Here is a 19,838-nt window from a genome sequence, read left to right on the forward strand (position 1 = left end):
GGTGCCGCCGGCGTCGCGGCACCACGGCCGCAAGTCCCGTTTCGCCCATGCAGACGGCGCCCCTCACCTCAGCATCCAGCGATAGCTACAAATCCCTGGGTTCCGTCTGGGCCGCCGCTCGCCCCTCGCCTAGTCTGCCGTCGCGTTGCAGGAAGCTGACGCGCTAGCACCGCTACCGGTGTTCTTGGCAACGCTCTTCCCATCGATGATGATCTCGCAAGAGACCGCGGCAGCCGTGTTCTTATAGTCAGAGGAATTCACGGACACTAGCGCGGACGTGAACCCGGTAGAAGAAATATCCTTCGTCCAGTCGGCCGAAACATCTGTCTGGCCCGTTCCGTCCGGCGCCCAATAGTGAACCGTCGCGGGAGCATTCGTAGTGACCTTGTACTCAATGGTGTGCTTCGCACTGGCCTGAGCCGAATACGTCTCAAGGCCTTTCGAGATGGCCTGCGACGCCGAAGAAATGGCAGTAGCCACCACGATGTTGACAACGATTGCGGAGATGAAGGCAACTACCGAAAGCGCCAGCCCGATGATCGCCATTGACTTACCGCCGCTGCGGCGGATAAGGGACACGACCGCGCAGACAATGCTGGCGATGGCCAAGGCAAACGCCACGAAATTCACCAGCGGAATGAAGCTGAAGATCAGAGCGAGCGCGCCGAGGACCAAAGCGATGATTGCGAGCGTCGAGGTGGGGCGGGACACTGGCGGCCCGTATGAGGGTCCAGGACCGGCGGGCATTCCGTAGTTACCGGGTCCGCTGACTGGAGGCGTCGGAGTCGTGGACATGTCTTCCCCCTAGGAACCTTATGGATACGCCGCCGACGGCCCCACGCCGGCGGTCGGCTGTATCACAACTATGGTGCTCCGGCGTCTGGGACGACACAACAACTTTTCAACATGGCCGCTGTTATCAACGACTGAAGTGGACTAGTCGGGATGCCCTAGGCCAGCGTTACAGAGATGGTTATGGGGTCCCGTCCGGAGATCCGCCCGGGTCGTACCAACTCGCAGATGCAGACGCCGCCGCCACCGGCGAAGGTGGGCGGGCGCCGTCGTGGTGTGGTTTCGACTCCGCTTCGCTGCGCTCAACCAGCGGCGGTTGAGCCGTGGTGTGGTTTCGACTCCGCTTCGCTCCGCTCAACCAGCGGCGGTTGAGCCGTGGTGTGGTTTCGACTCCGCTTCGCTCCGCTCAACCAGCGGCGCGGTTGAGTCGTGGTGTGGTTTCGACTCCGCTTCGCTCCGCTCAACCAGCGGCGCGGTTGAGTCGTGGTGTGGTTTCGACTCCGCTCCGCTCCGCTCAACCAGCGGCGCGGTTGAGTCGTGGTGTGGTTTCGACTCCGCTTCGCTCCGCTCAACCAGCGGCGCGGTTGAGTCGTGGTGTGGTTTCGACTCCGCTTCGCTCAACCAGCGGCGGTTGAGCCGTGGTGTGGTTCCCACTCCGCTTCGCTCCGCTCAACCAGCGGCGGTTGAGCGGAGCCGAAACCCTAGATCCAGTACCGCTCGTCCTCGGTGTCCCCGGGGTGCTGCCGGACCATGCCGGCGGCAAGGGTGTTGCCGTCCTGCGGGTCGACCACGAGGAACGCCCCGGTGCGGCGATGGGTCGCGTACGGCTCGAGCGGCAGCGGGGCGGCCAGACGGATCTGGACCTCGCCGATGTCGTTGAGCGCGAGCTCGGAGGCTGGCGCGACCGCGAACGTGTCGAGGTCCAGCTTGCCGCTGACGGCCCGCACGAGCCCGCGGACGGTCGAGGTCCCGTGCTTCACGAGCACCTTCGCGCCCTCGCGCAGCGGCTTCGAGGACAGCCACGCGAGCGACCCGTACAGGTCCGCCGTGCTCTCGGGGAGCGTCCCGGCGGCGGCGATCGTGTCGCCGCGGGAGACGTCGAACTCGTCGGCGAGGCGCAGCGCGACGGACTGCGGCGCGGCGGCCTCAGTCAGCGTCTGACCGGCGACGTCGATCCCCACCACCGTGGTCTCGCGGGCGGCCTGGCCCGGGGTCACCACGGCGACGCGGTCGCCCACGCGCACGACGCCCTCGGTCACCTGGCCTGCGTACGCGCGGTAGTCGCGGAACGCCTCCTCGTCCAGGCCCGGCGCGAGCGCGCCCTGCGGCCGGATCACCGTCTGGACGGGGAAGCGGAACGCCTCATGCTCGTCGTCGAGCTCGTCCGTGCTCGGCAGCGACTCGAGCAGCTCGATGAGCGTCGGCCCCGAGTACCACGGGGTGCGGTCGGAGCGGTCCACGACGTTGTCGCCGTCGAGCGCGGACACCGGCACCGCCACGGCCTCGCGGAGGCCGAGCTCGGAAGCCAGCCGCGCGACGTCGGCCGCGATCTCGGTGTAGACGGACTCGGAGAAGTCGACGAGGTCGATCTTGTTCACCGCGACCACGACGTGCGGCACCCGCAGGAGCGCCGCGACGGAGAGGTGCCGCCGGGTCTGCTCGAGGACGCCCTTGCGCGCGTCGATGAGCAGCACGACGGCGTCGGCGGTGGAAGCGCCGGTGACCGTGTTCTTCGTGTACTGCACGTGGCCGGGGCAGTCCGCGAGGATGAAGGTGCGGCGGTCGGTCGCGAAGTAGCGGTAGGCGACGTCGATCGTGATGCCCTGCTCGCGCTCGGCGCGCAGGCCGTCAGTCAGCAGCGCGAGGTCCAGACGGCGAGTTCCTTCGGCCTTCTCCCCGCCGAAGCCGCGCGCCTCGGAAGTCCGCGCGACGGCGTCGAGCTGGTCGGCGAGGATCGCCTTGGAGTCGTGCAGGAGCCTTCCGACCAGAGTGGACTTGCCGTCGTCGACGCTCCCGGCGGTCGCGAAGCGGAAGAGGGTGCCCTCGGTCAGGGTGGTCTCGGCAGCCTTGGTTTCGGCGAGCTCAGCCGGCGGAATCGGCGTGTTCATCAGAAGTACCCGTCCTTCTTGCGGTCTTCCATCGCCGCCTCGGAGATGCGGTCGTCCGCGCGGGTGGCCCCGCGCTCGGTGAGGGTCGACGCGGCGACCTCGCGCACGACGTCGGCCACGGTGTAGGCGTCCGAGAGCACGGCGCCGGTGCAGGACATGTCGCCCACCGTGCGGTACCGCACGGTGCGCACGACGACGTCCTCCCCCTCGCGCGGCTGGCTCACCTCGCCGACGGCGCGCCACATCCCGTCCCGGACGAAGACGTCCCGGTCGTGGGCGTAGTAGATCGAGGGCAGCTCGATGTTCTCGCGCTCGATGTAGCGCCAGATGTCCAGCTCGGTCCAGTTGCTGATGGGGAACGCACGCACGTGCTGGCCCACGGTGTGGCGGCCGTTGTACAGGTTCCACAGCTCGGGGCGCTGGTTGCGCGGGTCCCACTGGCCGAACTCGTCGCGTAGGGACAGGATGCGCTCCTTGGCGCGGGCCTTGTCCTCGTCGCGGCGGCCGCCTCCGAACACGGCGTCGAACCGGTTGCGCTCAATGGCGTCCAGGAGCGGGACGGTCTGGAGCGGGTTGCGCGTGCCGTCGGCGCGCTCGGCGAGCTCGCCGCGGTCGATGAACTCCTGCACGGAGCCGACCACGAGCTTGAGCCCGAGCCGGGCCACGGTGCGGTCGCGGAAGTCCAGGACCTCGGGGAAGTTGTGGCCCGTGTCCACGTGCAGGACAGGGAACGGGATCTTCCCTGGCCAGAACGCCTTCGCCGCGAGGTGCAGCATCACGACGGAGTCCTTGCCGCCGGAGAACAGCATCGCGGGGCGCTCGAACTCGGCGACGACCTCGCGGATGATGTGGATCGACTCGGCCTCGAGGGCGTCGAGGAGGGGCAGCGCCCGGGGGTTGAGCGGGGCCGAAACCCCATTCTGGCTTCGGGCCGGCTCGACCAGCGTTTCTGTCGTGATGCTCATACGTGGAGTCCGCATTCTGTCTTGTCGGAGCCGGACCAGCGGCCGGCTCGGGGGTCTTCTCCGGGGGCGACGGCGCGGGTACAGGGCGCGCAGCCGATGGAGGGGTAGCCCTGGGCAAGGAGGGGATTGACGGGCAGGAGGTTGTCCTCGGAGTACTGCACGAGCGCTTCGAAGGACCACGGGGCGACGGGGTTGACCTTGACGAGGCCGTTCTTCTCGTCCCACGTCACGAGCGACGTGTTCGTGCGCGTGGGGGCCTCGTCGCGGCGCACGCCCGTGAACCACAGCTCGTAGCCTGCGAGCGAGCGGTGCAGCGGCTCGACCTTGCGCAGGGCGCAGCAGCGGCCGGGGTCGCGGGCGAAGAGGTTTTTGCCCTCAGCGGCGTCCTGTTCGGCGACGGTCTGCTTCGGCGTCACGTCGACGATGGTGACGCGCAGGTTCTCGGCCACCTCGTTGCGGGTCTGGTACGTCTCCGGGAAGTGGTAGCCGGTGTCGAGGAAGAGGACGTCGACGCCCGGGAGCTGGTCCGCGACGAGGGCGGGCAGCACGGCGTCGGCCATCGAACAGGCGACGGCGGTCGCCTCCACCGCGAAGTTCCTCGCCACCCAGCCGATCACCTCCTCGGCGGACGCGTCCCAGCCGAGCGCGGCGGCGCCGGCCTCGGCCAGGGCCTTGAGCTCCTCGGCCGAGCGGCGGTTGAGCGCAGCCGAAACCCGGGGTTTCGGCTCCGCTTCTGCGTCTCGACTTCGCTTCGCTTCGCTCGACGAACGCCGCTCAACCACCGGAGTCGGAACCTGCTCGGTGCTCACTGGAGTGCCTCTTCCTCGGCCGCGAGGGCCCACTCGGCGAACGTCTGGTTCTCGTCGGCGCGGTCCGCAAGGAACCGGCGGGTGACGCGCTCGACGTAGTCCGGCAGGTCCTCGGCCGTGACCTTGAGGCCTCGCACGGTGCGGCCGGTACCGGCCTCCTCGCGGGTGTCGGAGGCGAGGCCGCCGCCGAGGTGGACCTGGAAGCCCGGGGTCTGCCCGCCGTTGCCGTCGGGGAGGAGCTGGCCCTTGAGGCCGATGTCCGCCGTCTGGATGCGGGCGCAGGAGTTCGGGCAGCCGTTGACGTGCAGTGTCAGGGGCCGCAGGAGCTGGTTCGCACCGGCGTCGCCGGCGAAGCGCTTCTCGAGCTCGGCGATCGCCTCGGTCGCGGTGTCCTTCGTGTCCACGATCGCGAGCTTGCAGAACTCGATGCCGGTGCACGCGATGGTCGAGCGGCGCCACGGGCTCGGGTTCGCATACAGCCCGAGCTCCTCGAGGCCGGCGACGAGCGAGTCCACGCGGTCCTGATCGACGTCGAGCACCACGATCTTCTGGTGGGGAGTGGTGCGCAGCCGGGCGGAGCCGTGGGCCTCGATGAGGTCGGCGAGCTTGACGAGCACATCGCCGGAGACACGACCCACGGTCGGCGTCGCGCCGATGTAGAAGCGCCCGTCCTTCTGGCGGTGCACGCCCACGTGGTCCCCCGGCGTCGTGGGCGTCTCGGCGGCGGGGCCGTCCGGAAGCGGCGCGGAGAGGTACTCGGTCTCGAGGACCTCGCGGAACTTCTCGGCGCCCCAGTCCGCCACGAGGTACTTGAGGCGGGCGCGGTTGCGCAGGCGCCGGTAGCCGTAGTCGCGGAAGATGCTCGTCACGCCGACCCACACCTCGGCAGCCCGCGAAGGCTCGACGAACGCGCCGAGGCGGACGGCGAGGTGCGCCGACGTCGAGAGCCCGCCGCCGACCCACAGGTCGTAGCCGGGGCCGAGCTCCGGGTGCACGACGCCGATGAGGGCGAAGTCGTTGATCTCGTGGACCACGTCCTGGGACGGGTGGCCGGTGATGGCGGTCTTGTACTTGCGCGGGAGGTTCGCGAAGGAGTCGTCGCCGATGTAGCGGTCCGCGATCTCGCGGATCTGCGGGGTCGGGTCGAGGATCTCGTCGGCGGCGATCCCCGCGACCGGGGAGCCCAGGATGACGCGGGGGACGTCGCCGCACGCCTCGGTGGTGCGCAGGCCCACCGACTCGAGGCGGCGCCAGATCTCCGGGACGTTCTCGATCTCGACCCAGTGCAGCTGGATGTTCTGCCGGTCGGTGATGTCCGCGGTGCCGCGGGCGAAGTCGCGGGAGATCCCGCCGATGACGCGCAGCTGCTCGGTGGTGAGCGCGCCGCCGTCGATCCGGACGCGCATCATGAAGTAGCGGTCCTCGAGCTCGTGCGGCTCGAGCGTGGCGGTCTTCCCGCCGTCGATCCCGGGCTTGCGCTGGGTGTAGAGGCCCCACCAGCGGAAGCGGCCGTGGAGGTCCGTCGGGTCGATCGAGTCGAACCCGCCCGCTGCGTAGGTCGACTCGATCCGCTCGCGGACGCTGAGGCCGCCGTCCTCCTGCTTCCACACCTCGTTGGAGTTCAGCGGAGCGGTGCCGTCCACCTTCCACTGCCCGTTCGGCTTGGCGGCGCGGGGACGCGCAGGCCGTGCCGTCTCGGCGCGAGCGGGGCGCTCGGTGCCGGCGGTGCGTGCGGGTGCAGCAGTCTCAGTCATGCCTTCGAGGGTACGGAGCCTCCTCGGCGCGTCCCTAGGCCACTGCAACGCGCGGTCACGAGAGGACACATTTCGTCGCACTCGCGCGCAACATCGCGGGAAAGGCTTGACTCACTTCCCGCTGAACGAGGTCCACGGGTGGGTCGCACCGTAGCGCATGAGCCACACGGCCAGCCCCGCGCACACCGCGTACCCGGCGCCCACGGCGAGCCACCCGGCGTCGAACGTTCCCGTCGCGTCGGCGAGCACGCCCATCATGAGCGGGCCGAGCGCGAAGCCCGTGTACATCCCGGCCGCGAGGACGCCCGACGCCGCGCCGATACGCTCGCGGGGCACGACGACGAGCACGGCCGCGTTCATGATGACGTTCGCCCCCAGCACGGTCGCCCCGTGCAGGGCCACACCGACCCACAGGAGCGCCGGCACGTCCCACGCACCGGCCGCGAGCAGGCAGAGCACACCCACGATGGCCCCCGCCGCGAGAGTGAGGAGCAGCACCGACGGCCGTGCTCCGAGGGCCATCCGCCGCCCCCAGACGATGCGGGAGGAGACGCCCACGATCCCGGAGACGCCGGCCGCGGCCCCCGCGAGGACGAGGGGGAAGTCCAGCTCGCGCACGGCGAAGAGCGGCAGGTAGACATTGGTGGCCTGCATGCCCATGCCCGCGAAGAAGGCGAACCCGGCGAAGAGCCAGACCGGGAACGGGAGTCGGCCGCCGTGGGCGCGCGCCGCCGTCGTGCGCGCTGCGGCGGAGTCCCCCGGCACTGTGGCGAGCCCGTACGCGAGGAGGGCCGCCGCGATCACGGCGGTGAGGCCGAACGACCACTGCCAGCCCAGCCACAGGGCGACCGCCGGGAAGAACAGGCCGGCGAACAGCTGGCTCGCCTGCACCCCGGACTGCTTGATGCCGATCCAGCCGGGCCGCTTCGCCTGCGGGACCGAGGCGACGATGACCCGGTTTGTGGTCGGATTGGAGATCGCCTGCGACGGGCCGGCGAGGATGACCGCGACGAGCAGCACCCAGAAGCTGTGGGCGAGCGCCGCGATCACGAGCGCGAGCACGGTGCCGCCGAAGATCAGGACCAGCTGCGTGCGGGTCGTCGCGCGGTCGCTGAGCCGGCCGAGGGAGAAGCTGCTCACGGCCGCCGACGCGAAGACGGCCCCCGCCAGGAGGCCGAACTGCGACTGGGTGATGCCGAGGTCGGCGATGATGAGCGGGCTGAGCGCGCTCATGCCGTAGTTGAGCAGCGGGCCGACCCCCATGGCGCAGACGAGGACGAACAGGAGGGCCGCGGACGGCCCCTTGGTCTGCTGCGTCACCTCGCCTCCGCGATGGCCGCGTCGTAGCGGTCGAGGGCGATCTGCGCGATGACCTCCGAGGGCAGCAGCGGCGCCGTGACGGCGTCCGCCCCGGCCTTGGCGAGCTGGTCGTGGAAGTAGCCCGGCGCAAGGAGGTAGGACGCGATGACGACGCGCACGCCGTCGCCCGCCGTGCCGTCCGCGGCGGTGGTGGCCTCCTCGGCGCGCAGCTCGGCGACGGCCTCGGGGACGGTCGGGGAGGCGCTGGCCCCGTAGCCCGGCAGGATGCGGTTCGGGATGCGGTGCCGGAGCATGTCGGCGAGGCGCTCGACGTCCGCCGCCGCCTCGGGGTTGCTCGACCCGGCGGCGGCGAGCACGACGGCGTCGTCCGCTCCCAGCCCCGCCTCGCCGAGGCGCTGGGCGAGGAGGCCGGCGAGCCGCTCGTCGGGGCCCAGCGGGCCCGCGCTCAGGGTGCCGGGCCGGGAGGCGGCGGCCTTCGCGATGTCGACGCGCACGTGGTACCCGACGCTGAGCAGGAGGGGCACGACGACGGCGCGCGCCCCCTCGGGGAGGCCCGCCACCACCTCGGGAAGCTCGGGGCCGTGCACATCCACGTAGGCGTCGAGCACAGACAGCTCCGGGCGTGCCGCGCGGATCTGGTCGACGGCCGCGAGGATGGCCGCCCGCCCCTCCGCACTGCTGGTGCCGTGGGCGCACGCCACGAGGATGTCTTGGGTCATGGGGGGAGCCTACTCCCGGGGCTGTTTACGCCGCCGAAACGTGCGCCGGGGGCGCGACTAGGATGAGCAGCATGAACGAGATGTTCCTGGAGAAGTTCCGTGCGCTTGTCCCCAAGTACCTCGAGGATCCCTGGCAGCCGGCAGACGGCCTCTCGGAGGACGAGCTCGATGCGGCGCTCGAAGAGCATGCGTTCACGATCCCGCTGGTCCTGCGCGAGTTCTACCTCGCGCTCGGCGGCTCCGAGCTCATGGAGGCGTACCACTACTTCTGGGACCCCGAGGAGCTCGAGATCGACGAGGAGGGGTTCCTCATGTTCCTCGAGGACGAGGAGGAGCAGTTCACCTGGGGCTTCCGCGCCGGGGACCTGCGCGTCCCAGACCCGATCGTCTACCGCAAGAACAACGCCCGCGGCGAGTGGGTGTCGGAGGACGGCACCTTCTCCGAGTTCACCTTCGACATGTTCGAGTGGGTCTTCAGCGAGGACGACGAGCAGGCCGACTGACGGGCCGGCTACCGTCCAGTAACCGTTCTGAAAACTGATTTACGTCTATCACTGGACTTTTTACAGATCTGTCATATGCTTGTTCATGGGTTCACTACTAGCCTCCAGTGAATCCGGGTGCGAACGGAAAACGGCCCCGGGAATCGGCAGAAGCCGAGTCCCGGGGCCACCCGTTTAAGGGGTCCCGTTGAGGGGTCATATCCCCGCGTTGAGGGGTCATGTCCCTGGACGAAGCGCTGTGGAGGACAAGAGGGACTTCCCCGGGATGCCGGGGGCTAGCAGCGAGCCTGTGGATAACTCAGAGCAGGAACTGGGAATCGGTGCCACGATGCGGCCATGACCACGCCCACTGCCCTCGAGCTTCTGCTCAGCAAACCATTCACCTCAGTCGACGCACGGCGTCACGGCCTGGACTACTTCGACCTGCTCCGACACGACGTGAGACATGCCAGCCGGGGACTGTACATGCCCGAAGGCGCCGAAACGGCCCTCGTTGACCGGGTCAGAACGCATCTGGAACTGACTCCGGGGGCGTGGGCGTCACACCGCACAGCCGCTTCACTGTACGGACTATGGCTGCCCCACCATCTCGACGACCACTCGATGCTCCACCTCAGCAAACCCGCCCATCTGCCGAGGGTCAGGCGGGAGGGTGTCGTGGGGCACCGTGTCCGAGCACTTGCCGGAGAGGTCCTCGAGCACGGGCCCGGCGTCCTGGCCAGCTCGCCAGCGAGGACCTGGCTCGAGCTGGCGAATGAGCTCGGGCCCGTGTCACTCGTGGCCTTCGGAGACCAGCTCATCCGCCAGCCGCGGCCTGACTTCGAGGGCCGCTCGGAGCCCTACACCACCAGGAGTGCCCTCGCCGAGATGCTCCGCGGCCACCCGAAGATGAAAGGTGTCGCGAAGTGCCGGGCAGCCTTGGAAGACATGCGCGTCGGCGCCGACTCTGTCCCCGAGACCCTCTTACGGCTCTGCCTCCTCGCCCACGGTTTCCCCGAGCCTGAGCTGCAGATCGTCCTGAAGCCCTCTGACCGTTTCTCGCCCAGCGCCGACATGGGATACCCGGGGATCAAGGTCGCGATCCAGTACGACGGCGGCCATCACCTCGCCGACGACCAGCGCCGACGCGACGTCCGTCGCGATGCGGCATTCCGCGCCGCGGGATGGTCCGTCATCGTCGTCACCGCGGAAGATGCCAGAGATGACTTCGCCTGCGTCCGTGCCGAGCTCCGCGCCATCTTCGCCACTCGGGCCGACTAGAGCCCCCGGCAGGGACATGACCCCTCAACACAGGGACATGACCCCTCAACCGCAGGGTCAGGCCTGGCGTTCCACCACGGCATCGGCGAAGGCCGCCAGCGAGTCCTTCACGACGCCTGCCGGCAGCGGCTCCAGGGCGGCCTTCGCGGCGTCGGCCCAGTCCCGCGCCACGGCCCACGCCTGCTCCGTGGCGGGGTGCGCGGCCAGTGCCTCGACGGCCTCGGCCAGGGCATCGTCGTCCGTGAGGTCACCGTCGACGAGGGCGACGACGCGCGCGGCGGAGGCATCGCCGTCGGCCGCGGCCTGACGCAGCAGCAGCACGGGTAGCGTCGGCACCCCTTCGCGGAGGTCGGTCCCGGCGATCTTGCCCGAGGAGGCACGCCCACCGGTGACGTCGATGACGTCGTCGGCGAGCTGGAACGCGACGCCGACCTTCTCGCCGTACTCCACCAGGACGGACTCGAACTCGGCGGGCGCACCCGAGAAGATCACGCCGAACTGCCCCGAGGCGGCGATGAGCGAACCGGTCTTGTCGGCCAGGACGGAGATGTAGTGCGCCACGGGGTCCTCGCCCTCGCGGGGCCCGACCGTCTCGTGGAGCTGTCCGAGGCACAGCCGCTCGAACGTGCGCGCCTGGATGGCGAGCGCGCGGCCGCCGAGGTCGGAGACGAGGATCGAGGCGCGCGCGAAGATGAGGTCGCCGGCGAGGATCGCGACGGTGTTGCCCCATACCTCGTGCGCGGTAGGCGCCCCACGGCGGTAGGGCGCGGAGTCCATGACGTCATCGTGGTAGAGGGTCGCGAGGTGCGTGAGCTCGACGACTGCGGCGGCCTGCAGCACCTCGGCCCGCTCCGGGTCGCCGAGGTGGGAGGCGAGGATCGTCAGCAGCGGGCGGATGCGCTTGCCCCCGGCCTCCATGAGGTGCCTGCTGGTCGCGTCGGCCAGCGGGTCGGAGTTGGAGATGGCCTCGCGGAGGACCTTCTCGACGCGCGCCATGCTCGTGGTGATCGCAGGCCCCAGGACATCGTCCTCGGCAATCGCGGCAAAGCCGGCAGGCAGCTGCATGCCGACGGCGATCGCCGTGGTGGTGGGGGGCGGCTCGGCGGACTCGGGGCGGCCGTGCCCCGCGTGCGTCCAGCGGCTGTCTGCAGATTCAGTCACGGTCTCAAGCCTAGCTTTCGTGGCGCCGCGCGGACGCATCGCGGGGAGGGACGGTGTTGGACGTGGCGGGGACGAGCGATTCGAGGACCCGGATCGCGGCGTCGGGCAGGGTCCCGCCGGGACGGTCCGTGAGGTTGGCCAGCAGACGGACCACGAACCGCATGAGCGGCGGTACCGGCATCCCGGTCGCGAGCGCCGCGCGCATCACGGCGGGGTGCCCGATCAGCGCGGCGAACATGCGGCCGAGCGTGAAGTGGCTGCCCCACTCGCGGCGCACCCGGTCTGCGTACGCGGCGAGGCGACGGTCGACGTCGGCCGCGTCCGCCCGCGCCCGGCCCGCCGCGCGCTGGGCTGCTGCCGCGTCGACGAGGTACTGCGCCGCGAAGCGCCCCGACTCCATCGCGTAGGAGATGCCCTCGCCGTTGAACGGGCTCACCATTCCGCCGGCGTCGCCCAGGAGCGCCATGCCGGGGACCACATGGGGGGTGCGGTTGAAGCCCATCGGCAGCGCGGCGCCGCGGATCGGACCCACCTGGTTCGCCTCGTCGAAGCCCCACTCCCCCGGCATCCCGGCAGTCCACTCGCGCAGCACCTGCCGGTAGTCGAGCCTGCCGAACTCCTTGGAGGAGTTCAGGATCCCGAGGCCCACATTGCAGGTCCCGTCGCCCACGCCGAACACCCACCCGTACCCGGGGAGCGGCTTGCCGTCGGCGCCCGGGAGCTCGAGCCAGCCCTCCATCCAGTCGTCCTCGTGGCGCGGGCTCGTGAAGTACGTGCGGTAGGCGACACCGAGGGGCCGGTCGTCGCGCTTCGCCAGGCCGCGGGACACGGCGGCGCGGGTCGAGTTGCCGTCGGCGGCGAGGACGACGTCGGCGCGGAACTCGCGCGTCTCCCCCGTCTTCTTCCCGTCCCCGTCGAGAAGCTGGGCGCGGGCACCCATGACGCGGCCGCCGTCGTCCGTGATGACCTCGGTGACCGAGTGCCCCTCGAGGATCTGGGCGCCCGCGGCGCGGGCGTGCTCGGCCAGGGCCTCGTCGAAGCCGAGGCGGGTGCGGATGAGCCCGTAGTCGGGGAAGTCCCCGAGCGCGGGCCACGGGAGCTCGAGCGTGCGGCCGCCGGCGATGAGGCGCAGGCCGCGGTTGCGGCGCCAGCCGTCCTCGGCGGCATGCGGCAGGCCGAGGAGCTGCATCTCGCGCACTGCGCGGGGCGTGAGCCCGTCGCCGCAGACCTTCTCCCGCGGGAAGCGGGTCTTCTCGAGGACCGTGACGGGCACGCCGGAGCGCGCGAGGTAATGGGCAGCGGTCGAGCCGGCAGGGCCGGCCCCGATGACGAGGACCTCCATGGGGCTCAGCTCAGCGCGACGCGCGGCGGGTGCGGCGCACCTTCGCGAGCGGACCGGTGGAGGATGCCGGCGAAACGGGCTTGTAGGCGCGGTGGACGGCCACGATCCCGCCCGTCAGGTTTCGGTAGGCGATGTTCTCCCACCCGTCCATCGCGAGCCACGCGGCGAGGTTGTCCTGGTCCGGCCACGCCCGGATCGACTCGGCGAGGTACACGTACGCGTCCGGGTTCGAGGAGGCGCGGCGCGCGATCTCCGGCAGTGCGCGCATGAGGTACTCGAGGTACATGGTCCGCCAGATCGGGTTGACCGGCGAGGAGAACTCGGCGATGACGAGCCGGCCGCCCGGCTTCGTCACCCGCAGCATCTCGGCCAGCGCCTTGTGCGGCTCGTTGACGTTGCGCAGGCCGAAGCTGATCGTGACGGCATCGAAGGAGTTGTCGGCGAACGGCAGGTTCGTGGCGTCGCCGGCGATGAAGTCGATGTCGGGGCGGCGCCGCTTGCCGACCTTGAGCATCCCGAGCGAGAAGTCGCAGGCCACGACGTCGATCCCGGCGTCCGCGTAGGGCTCCGCGGAGGTGCCGGTCCCGGCCGCGAGGTCGAGGACGCGCTGGCCCGGCTTGGCCGCGACGGCGTCCACCACGACCTTGCGCCACCGGCGGGTCTGGCCGAGGGAGAGGAGGTCGTTGACGACGTCGTAGCGCGGTGCCACCTCGTCGAACATGGAGGCGACCTCGTCGGGTCGCTTGTCGAGGGATGCCCTGCTGCCTGCGCTGCTCACCCGCACCATTCTGCCAAAGATTACCGCGTAGTCTTGATCCATCATGAGCCACCCTCTGCGCGCCCTCACGGTTGATCTGGGCCCCACCGGCCCGGGCACCACCGGCCAGGGCGACGTCCCCGACGATCTGGCGGCACTCCTGGGAGGGGCAGGCACCCAGTGCTGGATCCGCCGCGGCGAGGGGCAGGTCGGCTTCGGGGAGGTGGCCCGCTTCACCGTCACCGGGCCAGAGCGCTTCATCGAGGCCGAGGCCTGGTGGAAGCACCTCGTGATCGAGGCGGACATCGAGGACCCGATCCAGCACCCTGGCACCGGTCTGGTCGCCTTCGGCAGCTTCGCCTTCTCCAAGACCTCCCACTTCCTCTCGCGGCTGATCGTGCCCGAGCTCGTCGTCGGCATCCGGGACGGCCGCGCCTGGGCCACCCTCGCGGCCGCCGACGGCAGGCGCCCCTCCGAGGACGAGGTGCGCGGCGCCGTCGTGCGCGCCCTCGCCGACCGCACGCGCGGCACCGAGGCGGCCGGACGCACGACGGCGCGCGCGGACCTCGCGGGCGGCAACGGGCAGGCGGGGGGCCGGGCCGCGCGCAGGCCCGTGCGCCTCGGACCCGGTTCGCTCGGGGAGCAGCGGTGGATGCACGCGGTCTCCTCGGGAGTCGAGCGGATCGCGGCGGGCGAGCTGGAGAAGCTCGTGCTCGCGCGGGACATCGTCGTGGAGGACGGCTCGGGGATCGACCGCGGCGGGGTGCTGCGGCGGCTGTCGTCCGCCTACTGGGACACGTGGGTCTACGGCGTCGACGGGCTGGTGGGCGCCACGCCCGAGATGCTCATCCAGGTGGAGGGGCGCACCGCGCAGGCGCGCGTGCTCGCCGGGACCCTCGACCGCCGTGACGCCTTCGGGAAGAGCGAGGACTACCCCGCCCGGGTGCTCGCGGGCTCGGCGAAGCAGCGGCACGAGCACGACATCGCCATCCAGTCCCTCACCGTGGCGCTCGAGCCGTTCTCGGAGGCCATGAACGCCCACGACGAGCCGTTCATCCTCGAGCTGCCGAACGTCTTCCACCTCGCGAGCGATGTGAAGGCGGAGCTCGCCGAGGTCGAGGGGCACGTACCCACCTCGCTCGCCCTCATCAACGCCCTGCACCCCACCGCGGCGGTGTGCGGGACGCCGACCCAGACCGCCGGCGCGATCATCCGCGAGCTCGAGTCGATGGACCGGGGGCCGTACGCCGGGCCGGTCGGGTGGCTCGACGCCGCCGGGAACGGCGAGTGGGGCATCGCGCTGCGCGGGGGCGTCATCGAGTCCCCGACGACGATCCGCCTGTACGCGGGCTGCGGGATCGTCGAGGCGTCCGTGCCGGAGACCGAGCTCGCCGAGACGTGGGCCAAGTTCCGCCCGATGCTCGAGGCGCTCGGCGTCGAGCGCTGACCGGGACCCGCAAGCGCACGGCAGAGACCCCGCAACCGCCGTTGTGGTTGCGGGGTCCCTGGCCTCAGAGCACCTTGCTCAGGAAGCCCTTGGTGCGCTCGTGCTGGGGGTTGGCGATGACGTCGCGCGGGTTGCCCGACTCGACGACCACGCCTCCGTCCATGAACGTCAGGGTGTCGCCGACCTCGCGTGCGAAGCCGATCTCGTGGGTCACGACGATCATGGTCATCCCCGAGGCGGCGAGGTCCTTCATGACGTTCAGGACGTCCCCGACCAGCTCGGGGTCCAGGGCCGAGGTCGGCTCGTCGAAGAGCATGAGCTCGGGGTCCATGGCCAGGGCGCGGGCGATCGCGACGCGCTGCTGCTGCCCGCCGGAGAGCTGCGCCGGGTAGTGGTTGGCCCGGTCCGAGAGCCCCACCCGGTCAAGGAGCTCGAGCGCACGCTTCCGCGCGGACGCCCTGTCGTGGCCCTTGACCTGGACGGGCGCCTCCATCACGTTCTCGACCGCCGTCTTGTGCCCGAAGAGGTTGAAGCGCTGGAACACCATCCCGATGTTGCGTCGCTGCCGGGCGATCTCCTTGACCCGCAGCTCGTGCAGCCGCCCGCCGTGCTCGCGGTAGCCGATGAGCTCGTCGTCGACGAAGATCCGTCCCGCGCTGATCGTCTCGAGGTGGTTGATGCACCGGAGCAGGGTGGACTTGCCGGACCCCGAGGGCCCGATCAGGACGGCAACCTCGCCCTGGCGGACCGTCATGTCGATCCCGCGCAGCACGTGGTGCTGGCCGTAGTACTTGTGCACTCCCTCGATCCGGACCAGTTCGCCAGCCCCGGAGGGGATGCGGTGGGTGCCTTCGGGCGCCGGTGCGCTCATCGTCCGCTCTCCTCGATGTCCTTGCCGGCCACGGTCGGGCCGCCGGGCATGGTGTCCGCCGCGGAGCCGAGACCCGCGGCCGCGGCCTTGGTCGCTGCGGGGTTGACCACCGCGGCGGGTGCGAGGTTGTCCACGCCCTTGCCGTAGTGCTTCTCGATGAAGTGCTGGCCGACCATCAGGATGCTCGTGACCAGCAGGTACCACAGAGCCGCGACGATCAGCAGCGGGATCGGCAGGTAGGTCTTGTTCGCGAGCGAGTTCGTCACGAACGTCAGGTCGAGGGTGAACGGCACTGCCAGGACCAGCGAGGTGGTCTTGAGCATGCCGATCGTCTCGTTGCCGGTCGGCGGGACGATCACGCGCATGGCCTGAGGGAGGATGATGCGCCGCATGATCTTGCCCCGGTGCATGCCCAAGGCCTCGGCGGCCTCCATCTGGCCCTTGTCCACGGACTTCAGGCCCGCACGGAAGATCTCGGCGAGGTACGCGGACTCGTTCAGGCCCAGCCCGATCACCGCGGGCAGGAACCCGCGGGTGGGATCCTCGAGGACCCAGGTGACCAGCGCCGGCCCGAACGGGACGCCCAGGGACACGGTCGGGTACAGGACCGTGACCAGGCCCCAGAAGATCAGCTGCGTGTAGACCGGGGTGCCGCGGAAGAACCACACCCACGCCCACGCGGACCAGCGGAAGATCGGGTTGTCCGACTGCCGCATGAACGCCAGGACGACGGCGAGCACGATCGCCAGGATCATCGACAGGACCGTGAGCAGGAGCGTCCAGCCCACGCCGCGGACCACGTTGACGTCCAGGATGTAGAGCGCGACGGTGTCCCAGTGGAAGTTGGGGTTGGTGGCCAGGCTCTGGACGGCCAGGGCCAGCAGGAGCACGATGACGGCGGCGCCGACCCACCGGCCGGGGTGGCGCACCGGAACCGCCTTGATCAGTTCCGGTGCGCTTGCCGTGGAGGCTGGGGCGTCAGCCTTGTGAACAGTCATAGTCATCAGACTGCCGGGTTGACCTCAGACTTCGGAAGAGCGCCTTCGGCGTTGTTCCACGAGTCCAGGATCTTCTTGTAGGTGCCGTCCTCCATGAGACTCGTCACCGTCTTCTGGATGAGCTGGGCGAACGCCGTGTCGCTCTTGGCCACGGCGATGCCCTGGGGGGCCGAGTCGTAGGTGTCGCCGAGCTTCTCGACGGCACCGTTGGTCTGCTGGACCGCGTAGCCGACGATCGGCGAGTCAGCGGCCATTGCATCGAGCGAGCCGTTCACGAGACGCGTGTTGAGGTCCGTCTGCGCCTTGAGGGAGACGACCTCGATCGCGGGCTTGCCCGCGGCGGTGCACTTGGCGTTGCGCTCCTTGAGGTCCGGGTCCTCCTGGACGGTGCCGGTCTGGACGCCGACCTTCTTTCCGCAGATGTCATCGAGCGAGAACTTCTTCGGGTTGCCCTTCTGCACGGCCCACGCGGTGCCGGCCTTGAAGTAGCTCACGAAGTTCACCGCGGCGAGGCGCTCGGAGTTGATCGTGAAGGAGGACATGCCGAGGTCGTACTTCGGGCCGAGGGCGGGCAGGATCCCGGTGAACTCCGCGGTCTGGACCTCGGTCTTGAGGCCGAGCTTGGCGCCGATGGCCTTGGCGAGGTCGACGTCGTAGCCCATCGGCGTGGCGTTGTCGCTTCCGCCGAGGAACTCTGCCGGCGCGTACGACGTGTCGGAGCCGACGACGAGCTTGCCCTTGGACTTGATCGCGTCCGGAACCTGCGAGGCCAGGCTGTCGTCCTTCTTCACCGACGACGGGTCGAAGGACGCCGATGCCGACCCCGAGCCGCTCGGCTGTGCCGCTCCCCCGGTCTCGGAGGCGTTCGTGCAGGCCGTGAGCGCGAGGGCGCCGACGGCGAGGACCGCAGCGCCCTTGGCGGCGAGCTTCGCGGAGAAAGTCATATCTCTACCTTTACTTGGAGGTACATGTCAGAGGTGCTAGGCGACGTCCCATCCTACCCTTGACCAGGGTGCGATGAGATGTGCATCACAGGCAACTTATGTTTCCCTATTGGACAACACCCCTGAAGGGTAATCAAGCTCTGTCACGAGGAGGTTTCCGAAATCCCAGACACCCGCCCCATCGGCCGCGAGGCCCCAGCTCCCCCGCCTCCGTCGTTTCGGGTACGCGAACTTCCCCCTTCCGCCGTTTCGGGTACGCGAACTTCCCCCCTCCGCCGTTTCGGGTACGCAGAGGATCCGCCGCGCTAGGACGTCCCTCCAGGCGGAGCTCCCTCGCGTACCCGAAACGGCACAGGGGCGACTTTGGCGTACCCGAAACGGCACCCGAGACGTCAGTTGTGGCTCACGGCCCTGCCCACGGCGAGGCGGATCCGCTCGTGGAGGTCGCGCAGGGACGCCCTGTCCACCCGGGCCTCGATGATCTCCCGCCCCCGTCGCCGGGGAGCGCCGAGCGCCGCGGACGCCTCTGCCGCGGTGCGCACGAGCGTGTGCCGCACACCGTAGGCGGCCGCGAGCGCCCGGAGGTCGGCGCGGTGCGGCGTGCCGAAGAGGCGTTCGACGGCGGCCGCCGCCCCCGGGAGCGCCGGGTCGCCCACGCGCCCGTGCTCGAGCAGGCCGAAGATCGCCCCGCCGGCGTCGTTGAGCACGACGGCGCGCAGGTCCGGTTCCGCTTCCCCGTCGCCGAGGAGGAGCCCGCCGGCGTCGTGCAGGAAGGTCAGATCCCCGAGGAACGCGGTGGTCTCGGTGCGGCGCCCCAGCCAGAGGCCGGTGGCGGTCGAGAGGGTACCGTCGATCCCGGACAGGCCGCGGTTGGCGAAGACCCGGGCAGCCGGCTGCGGCGGAGGGGCCGCCGCGAGGTCGACATCGCGGATCCCGTTGGACGAGCCGAGCAGCAGCTGCCCCCGCGCGGTCTCCCACACGAGCTGGGCGAGCCTCGGCCCCGTCAGGGGCGCGCCGGGGCCGCCGACGATCCGGTCCACCGCCTCCTGCGCCGCGGCGCCGGCGAGGAGCCACGAGTCGAGCCACCCCTCGGCCCCGCGCCCGGCGAAGCCCGAGAGGATGTCGAGGTCGTCCACGAGCCGTTCCCGGCGTCGGCCCTCCCGGAACCACGCGACCGGGCGGGGGTGGTACAGCGCCGTCTGCACGCCGTCGCGCGCCAGGAGCGCCGTGACGGGCCGGGACAGGGTGGGCCGGCCGAACAGCACCACGCGCTCGATCCTCAGCCCGGGATGCCCGTCCAGGAGGAGCCGGTAGGGGCCCACGGCGTGGCCGCCGAAGCGGGCATTCGAGGACGGCTCCGCGAGCAGCGGGAGGCCGTGCGCTGCCGCGAAGGCCTCCGCGAGCGGGCCCGCGCCGTGGCCGGCGAGGACCACGGTGCGCCGCGGCGGCAGCCCGCCGAGGGCCGCGACCGGCGGCCGGCGGTAGGCGTACGGCTGGACGGGGGGCGGCTCCCAGCCTCCGCCGGCGGGCGGATCCCAGCCGGGTTCCGGCACGAGGGGGTCCCGGAAGCAGAGGTTGAGCTGGACGGGGCCGGCGGGGATCCCCTCGAGCGCGCCCGTCGCCGCGGAGAGTGCGGTCCGGACGGACGACGACGGCGACGCACCGGCCGCGACGCTCGTCGCGAAGCGCACGTGCTCGCCGAAGAGGTCGAACTGCTCGGTGGTCTGGTTCGCACCGGTCCCGTGGAGCTCCTCGGGCCGGTCCGCCGAGAGGACCACAAGGGGCACCTCGGCGTGGTTGGCCTCCATGACGGCGGGCAGCAGGTTGCCCACGGCCGTGCCGCTCGTGGTCGCGACGGCGGCCGGCCGTCCCGAGGAGAGGGCCGCGCCGAGGGCAGTGAAGGCGCCCACGCGCTCGTCGACCCGCACCACGAGCTCGAGGTGGCCCCGGCCCTCAGCCTCGGCCAGGGCGTAGGCGAGCGGGGCGCTGCGGGATCCCGGGCACACGACGACGCAGCGGACGCCGCCCGCGAGCAGCGCGTCGACTGCTGCGCGGGCGGCGTCCAGGGAACTGAGGGCACTCACGCCC

The 19,838-nt window shown here is 70.6% G+C and carries 17 protein-coding genes; 3 read left to right on the forward strand and 14 right to left on the reverse strand.

Going from position 1 to position 19,838, the window contains the following annotated elements; genetic code table 11:
* Nucleotides 1-129 precede the first annotated feature (129 nt).
* The 7 genes from CGQ25_RS12500 to CGQ25_RS12530 form a co-directional block, all read right to left on the reverse strand.
* Entirely contained in the window at nt 130-711 is a 582-nt protein-coding gene (locus CGQ25_RS12500) for a DUF4190 domain-containing protein (protein ID WP_208710174.1), read from the reverse strand.
* Between the two features lie 782 nt (nt 712-1,493).
* Nucleotides 1,494-2,900, reverse strand: a complete 1,407-nt coding sequence (locus CGQ25_RS12505) for a sulfate adenylyltransferase subunit 1 (RefSeq protein WP_208710176.1) — start codon at nt 2,898-2,900, stop codon at nt 1,494-1,496.
* Complete coding sequence (gene cysD, locus CGQ25_RS12510; RefSeq protein WP_208710178.1) at nt 2,900-3,865, reverse strand: sulfate adenylyltransferase subunit CysD; 966 nt, start codon at nt 3,863-3,865, stop codon at nt 2,900-2,902. The genes CGQ25_RS12505 and cysD overlap by 1 nt, the downstream gene beginning before the upstream one ends.
* Nucleotides 3,862-4,533 carry a phosphoadenylyl-sulfate reductase gene (locus CGQ25_RS12515; RefSeq protein ID WP_255405787.1) on the reverse strand — a complete coding sequence of 224 codons (672 nt, stop codon included), beginning with the start codon at nt 4,531-4,533 and terminating at the stop codon, nt 3,862-3,864. Before CGQ25_RS12515 ends, cysD begins: the two co-directional genes overlap by 4 nt.
* 137 nt (nt 4,534-4,670) lie before the next feature.
* Nucleotides 4,671-6,428: a nitrite/sulfite reductase gene (locus CGQ25_RS12520; protein ID WP_208710180.1), complete on the reverse strand. Its 1,758-nt coding sequence runs from the start codon at nt 6,426-6,428 to the stop codon at nt 4,671-4,673.
* Nucleotides 6,429-6,539: 111 nt separating this feature from the next.
* Nucleotides 6,540-7,748, reverse strand: coding sequence for an MFS transporter (locus CGQ25_RS12525; RefSeq protein ID WP_255405297.1), 1,209 nt, complete (start codon nt 7,746-7,748; stop codon nt 6,540-6,542).
* The gene (locus CGQ25_RS12530; protein WP_208710182.1) at nt 7,745-8,467 is read right to left on the reverse strand and encodes a sirohydrochlorin chelatase; all 723 of its coding nucleotides are present in this window, start codon (nt 8,465-8,467) and stop codon (nt 7,745-7,747) included. Before CGQ25_RS12530 ends, CGQ25_RS12525 begins: the two co-directional genes overlap by 4 nt.
* 71 nt (nt 8,468-8,538) lie before the next feature.
* On the opposite strand from CGQ25_RS12530, the gene CGQ25_RS12535 reads away from it, so the two are divergent.
* Together CGQ25_RS12535 and CGQ25_RS12540 are read left to right on the forward strand one after the other, a co-directional pair.
* A complete protein-coding gene (locus CGQ25_RS12535) occupies nt 8,539-8,970 on the forward strand; it encodes an SMI1/KNR4 family protein (RefSeq protein ID WP_208710184.1) in 432 nt (143 codons plus the stop codon).
* A 657-nt stretch (nt 8,971-9,627) separates the two neighbouring features.
* A complete protein-coding gene (locus CGQ25_RS12540) occupies nt 9,628-10,230 on the forward strand; it encodes a hypothetical protein (RefSeq protein WP_208710186.1) in 603 nt (200 codons plus the stop codon).
* A gap of 57 nt (nt 10,231-10,287) precedes the next feature.
* Here CGQ25_RS12540 and CGQ25_RS12545 read toward each other — a convergent pair whose 3' ends face one another.
* Genes CGQ25_RS12545 through CGQ25_RS12555 form a run of 3 tightly spaced genes read right to left on the reverse strand, consistent with a single transcriptional unit; the run spans nt 10,288 to nt 13,511 of the window.
* Nucleotides 10,288-11,391 carry a polyprenyl synthetase family protein gene (locus CGQ25_RS12545; protein WP_208710188.1) on the reverse strand — a complete coding sequence of 368 codons (1,104 nt, stop codon included), beginning with the start codon at nt 11,389-11,391 and terminating at the stop codon, nt 10,288-10,290.
* Nucleotides 11,392-11,401: 10 nt separating this feature from the next.
* Nucleotides 11,402-12,733: a geranylgeranyl reductase family protein gene (locus CGQ25_RS12550; protein ID WP_208710190.1), complete on the reverse strand. Its 1,332-nt coding sequence runs from the start codon at nt 12,731-12,733 to the stop codon at nt 11,402-11,404.
* Nucleotides 12,734-12,743: 10 nt separating this feature from the next.
* On the reverse strand, nt 12,744-13,511 hold the full coding sequence (locus CGQ25_RS12555; RefSeq protein ID WP_369802220.1) for a demethylmenaquinone methyltransferase: 768 nt from the start codon (nt 13,509-13,511) through the stop codon (nt 12,744-12,746).
* Nucleotides 13,512-13,554: 43 nt separating this feature from the next.
* Between CGQ25_RS12555 and CGQ25_RS12560 the strand changes: the two genes are divergently transcribed.
* Nucleotides 13,555-14,937 (forward strand): isochorismate synthase MenF, encoded by a 1,383-nt coding sequence (locus tag CGQ25_RS12560; protein WP_208710193.1) that lies wholly within the window; start codon nt 13,555-13,557, stop codon nt 14,935-14,937.
* A gap of 64 nt (nt 14,938-15,001) precedes the next feature.
* Here CGQ25_RS12560 and CGQ25_RS12565 read toward each other — a convergent pair whose 3' ends face one another.
* The 4 genes from CGQ25_RS12565 to menD form a co-directional block, all read right to left on the reverse strand.
* A complete protein-coding gene (locus CGQ25_RS12565) occupies nt 15,002-15,808 on the reverse strand; it encodes an amino acid ABC transporter ATP-binding protein (protein WP_222703650.1) in 807 nt (268 codons plus the stop codon).
* A complete protein-coding gene (locus CGQ25_RS12570; RefSeq protein WP_369802221.1) occupies nt 15,805-16,806 on the reverse strand; it encodes an amino acid ABC transporter permease in 1,002 nt (333 codons plus the stop codon). Before CGQ25_RS12570 ends, CGQ25_RS12565 begins: the two co-directional genes overlap by 4 nt.
* 5 nt (nt 16,807-16,811) lie before the next feature.
* Entirely contained in the window at nt 16,812-17,750 is a 939-nt protein-coding gene (locus CGQ25_RS12575; RefSeq protein ID WP_208710197.1) for an ABC transporter substrate-binding protein, read from the reverse strand.
* A gap of 392 nt (nt 17,751-18,142) precedes the next feature.
* Complete coding sequence (menD, locus tag CGQ25_RS12580; protein WP_208710199.1) at nt 18,143-19,834, reverse strand: 2-succinyl-5-enolpyruvyl-6-hydroxy-3-cyclohexene-1-carboxylic-acid synthase; 1,692 nt, start codon at nt 19,832-19,834, stop codon at nt 18,143-18,145.
* Between the last annotated feature and the right edge of the window lie 4 nt (nt 19,835-19,838).

Source organism: Sinomonas sp. R1AF57 (assembly GCF_002224485.1).
Classification (GTDB): domain Bacteria; phylum Actinomycetota; class Actinomycetes; order Actinomycetales; family Micrococcaceae; genus Sinomonas; species Sinomonas flava.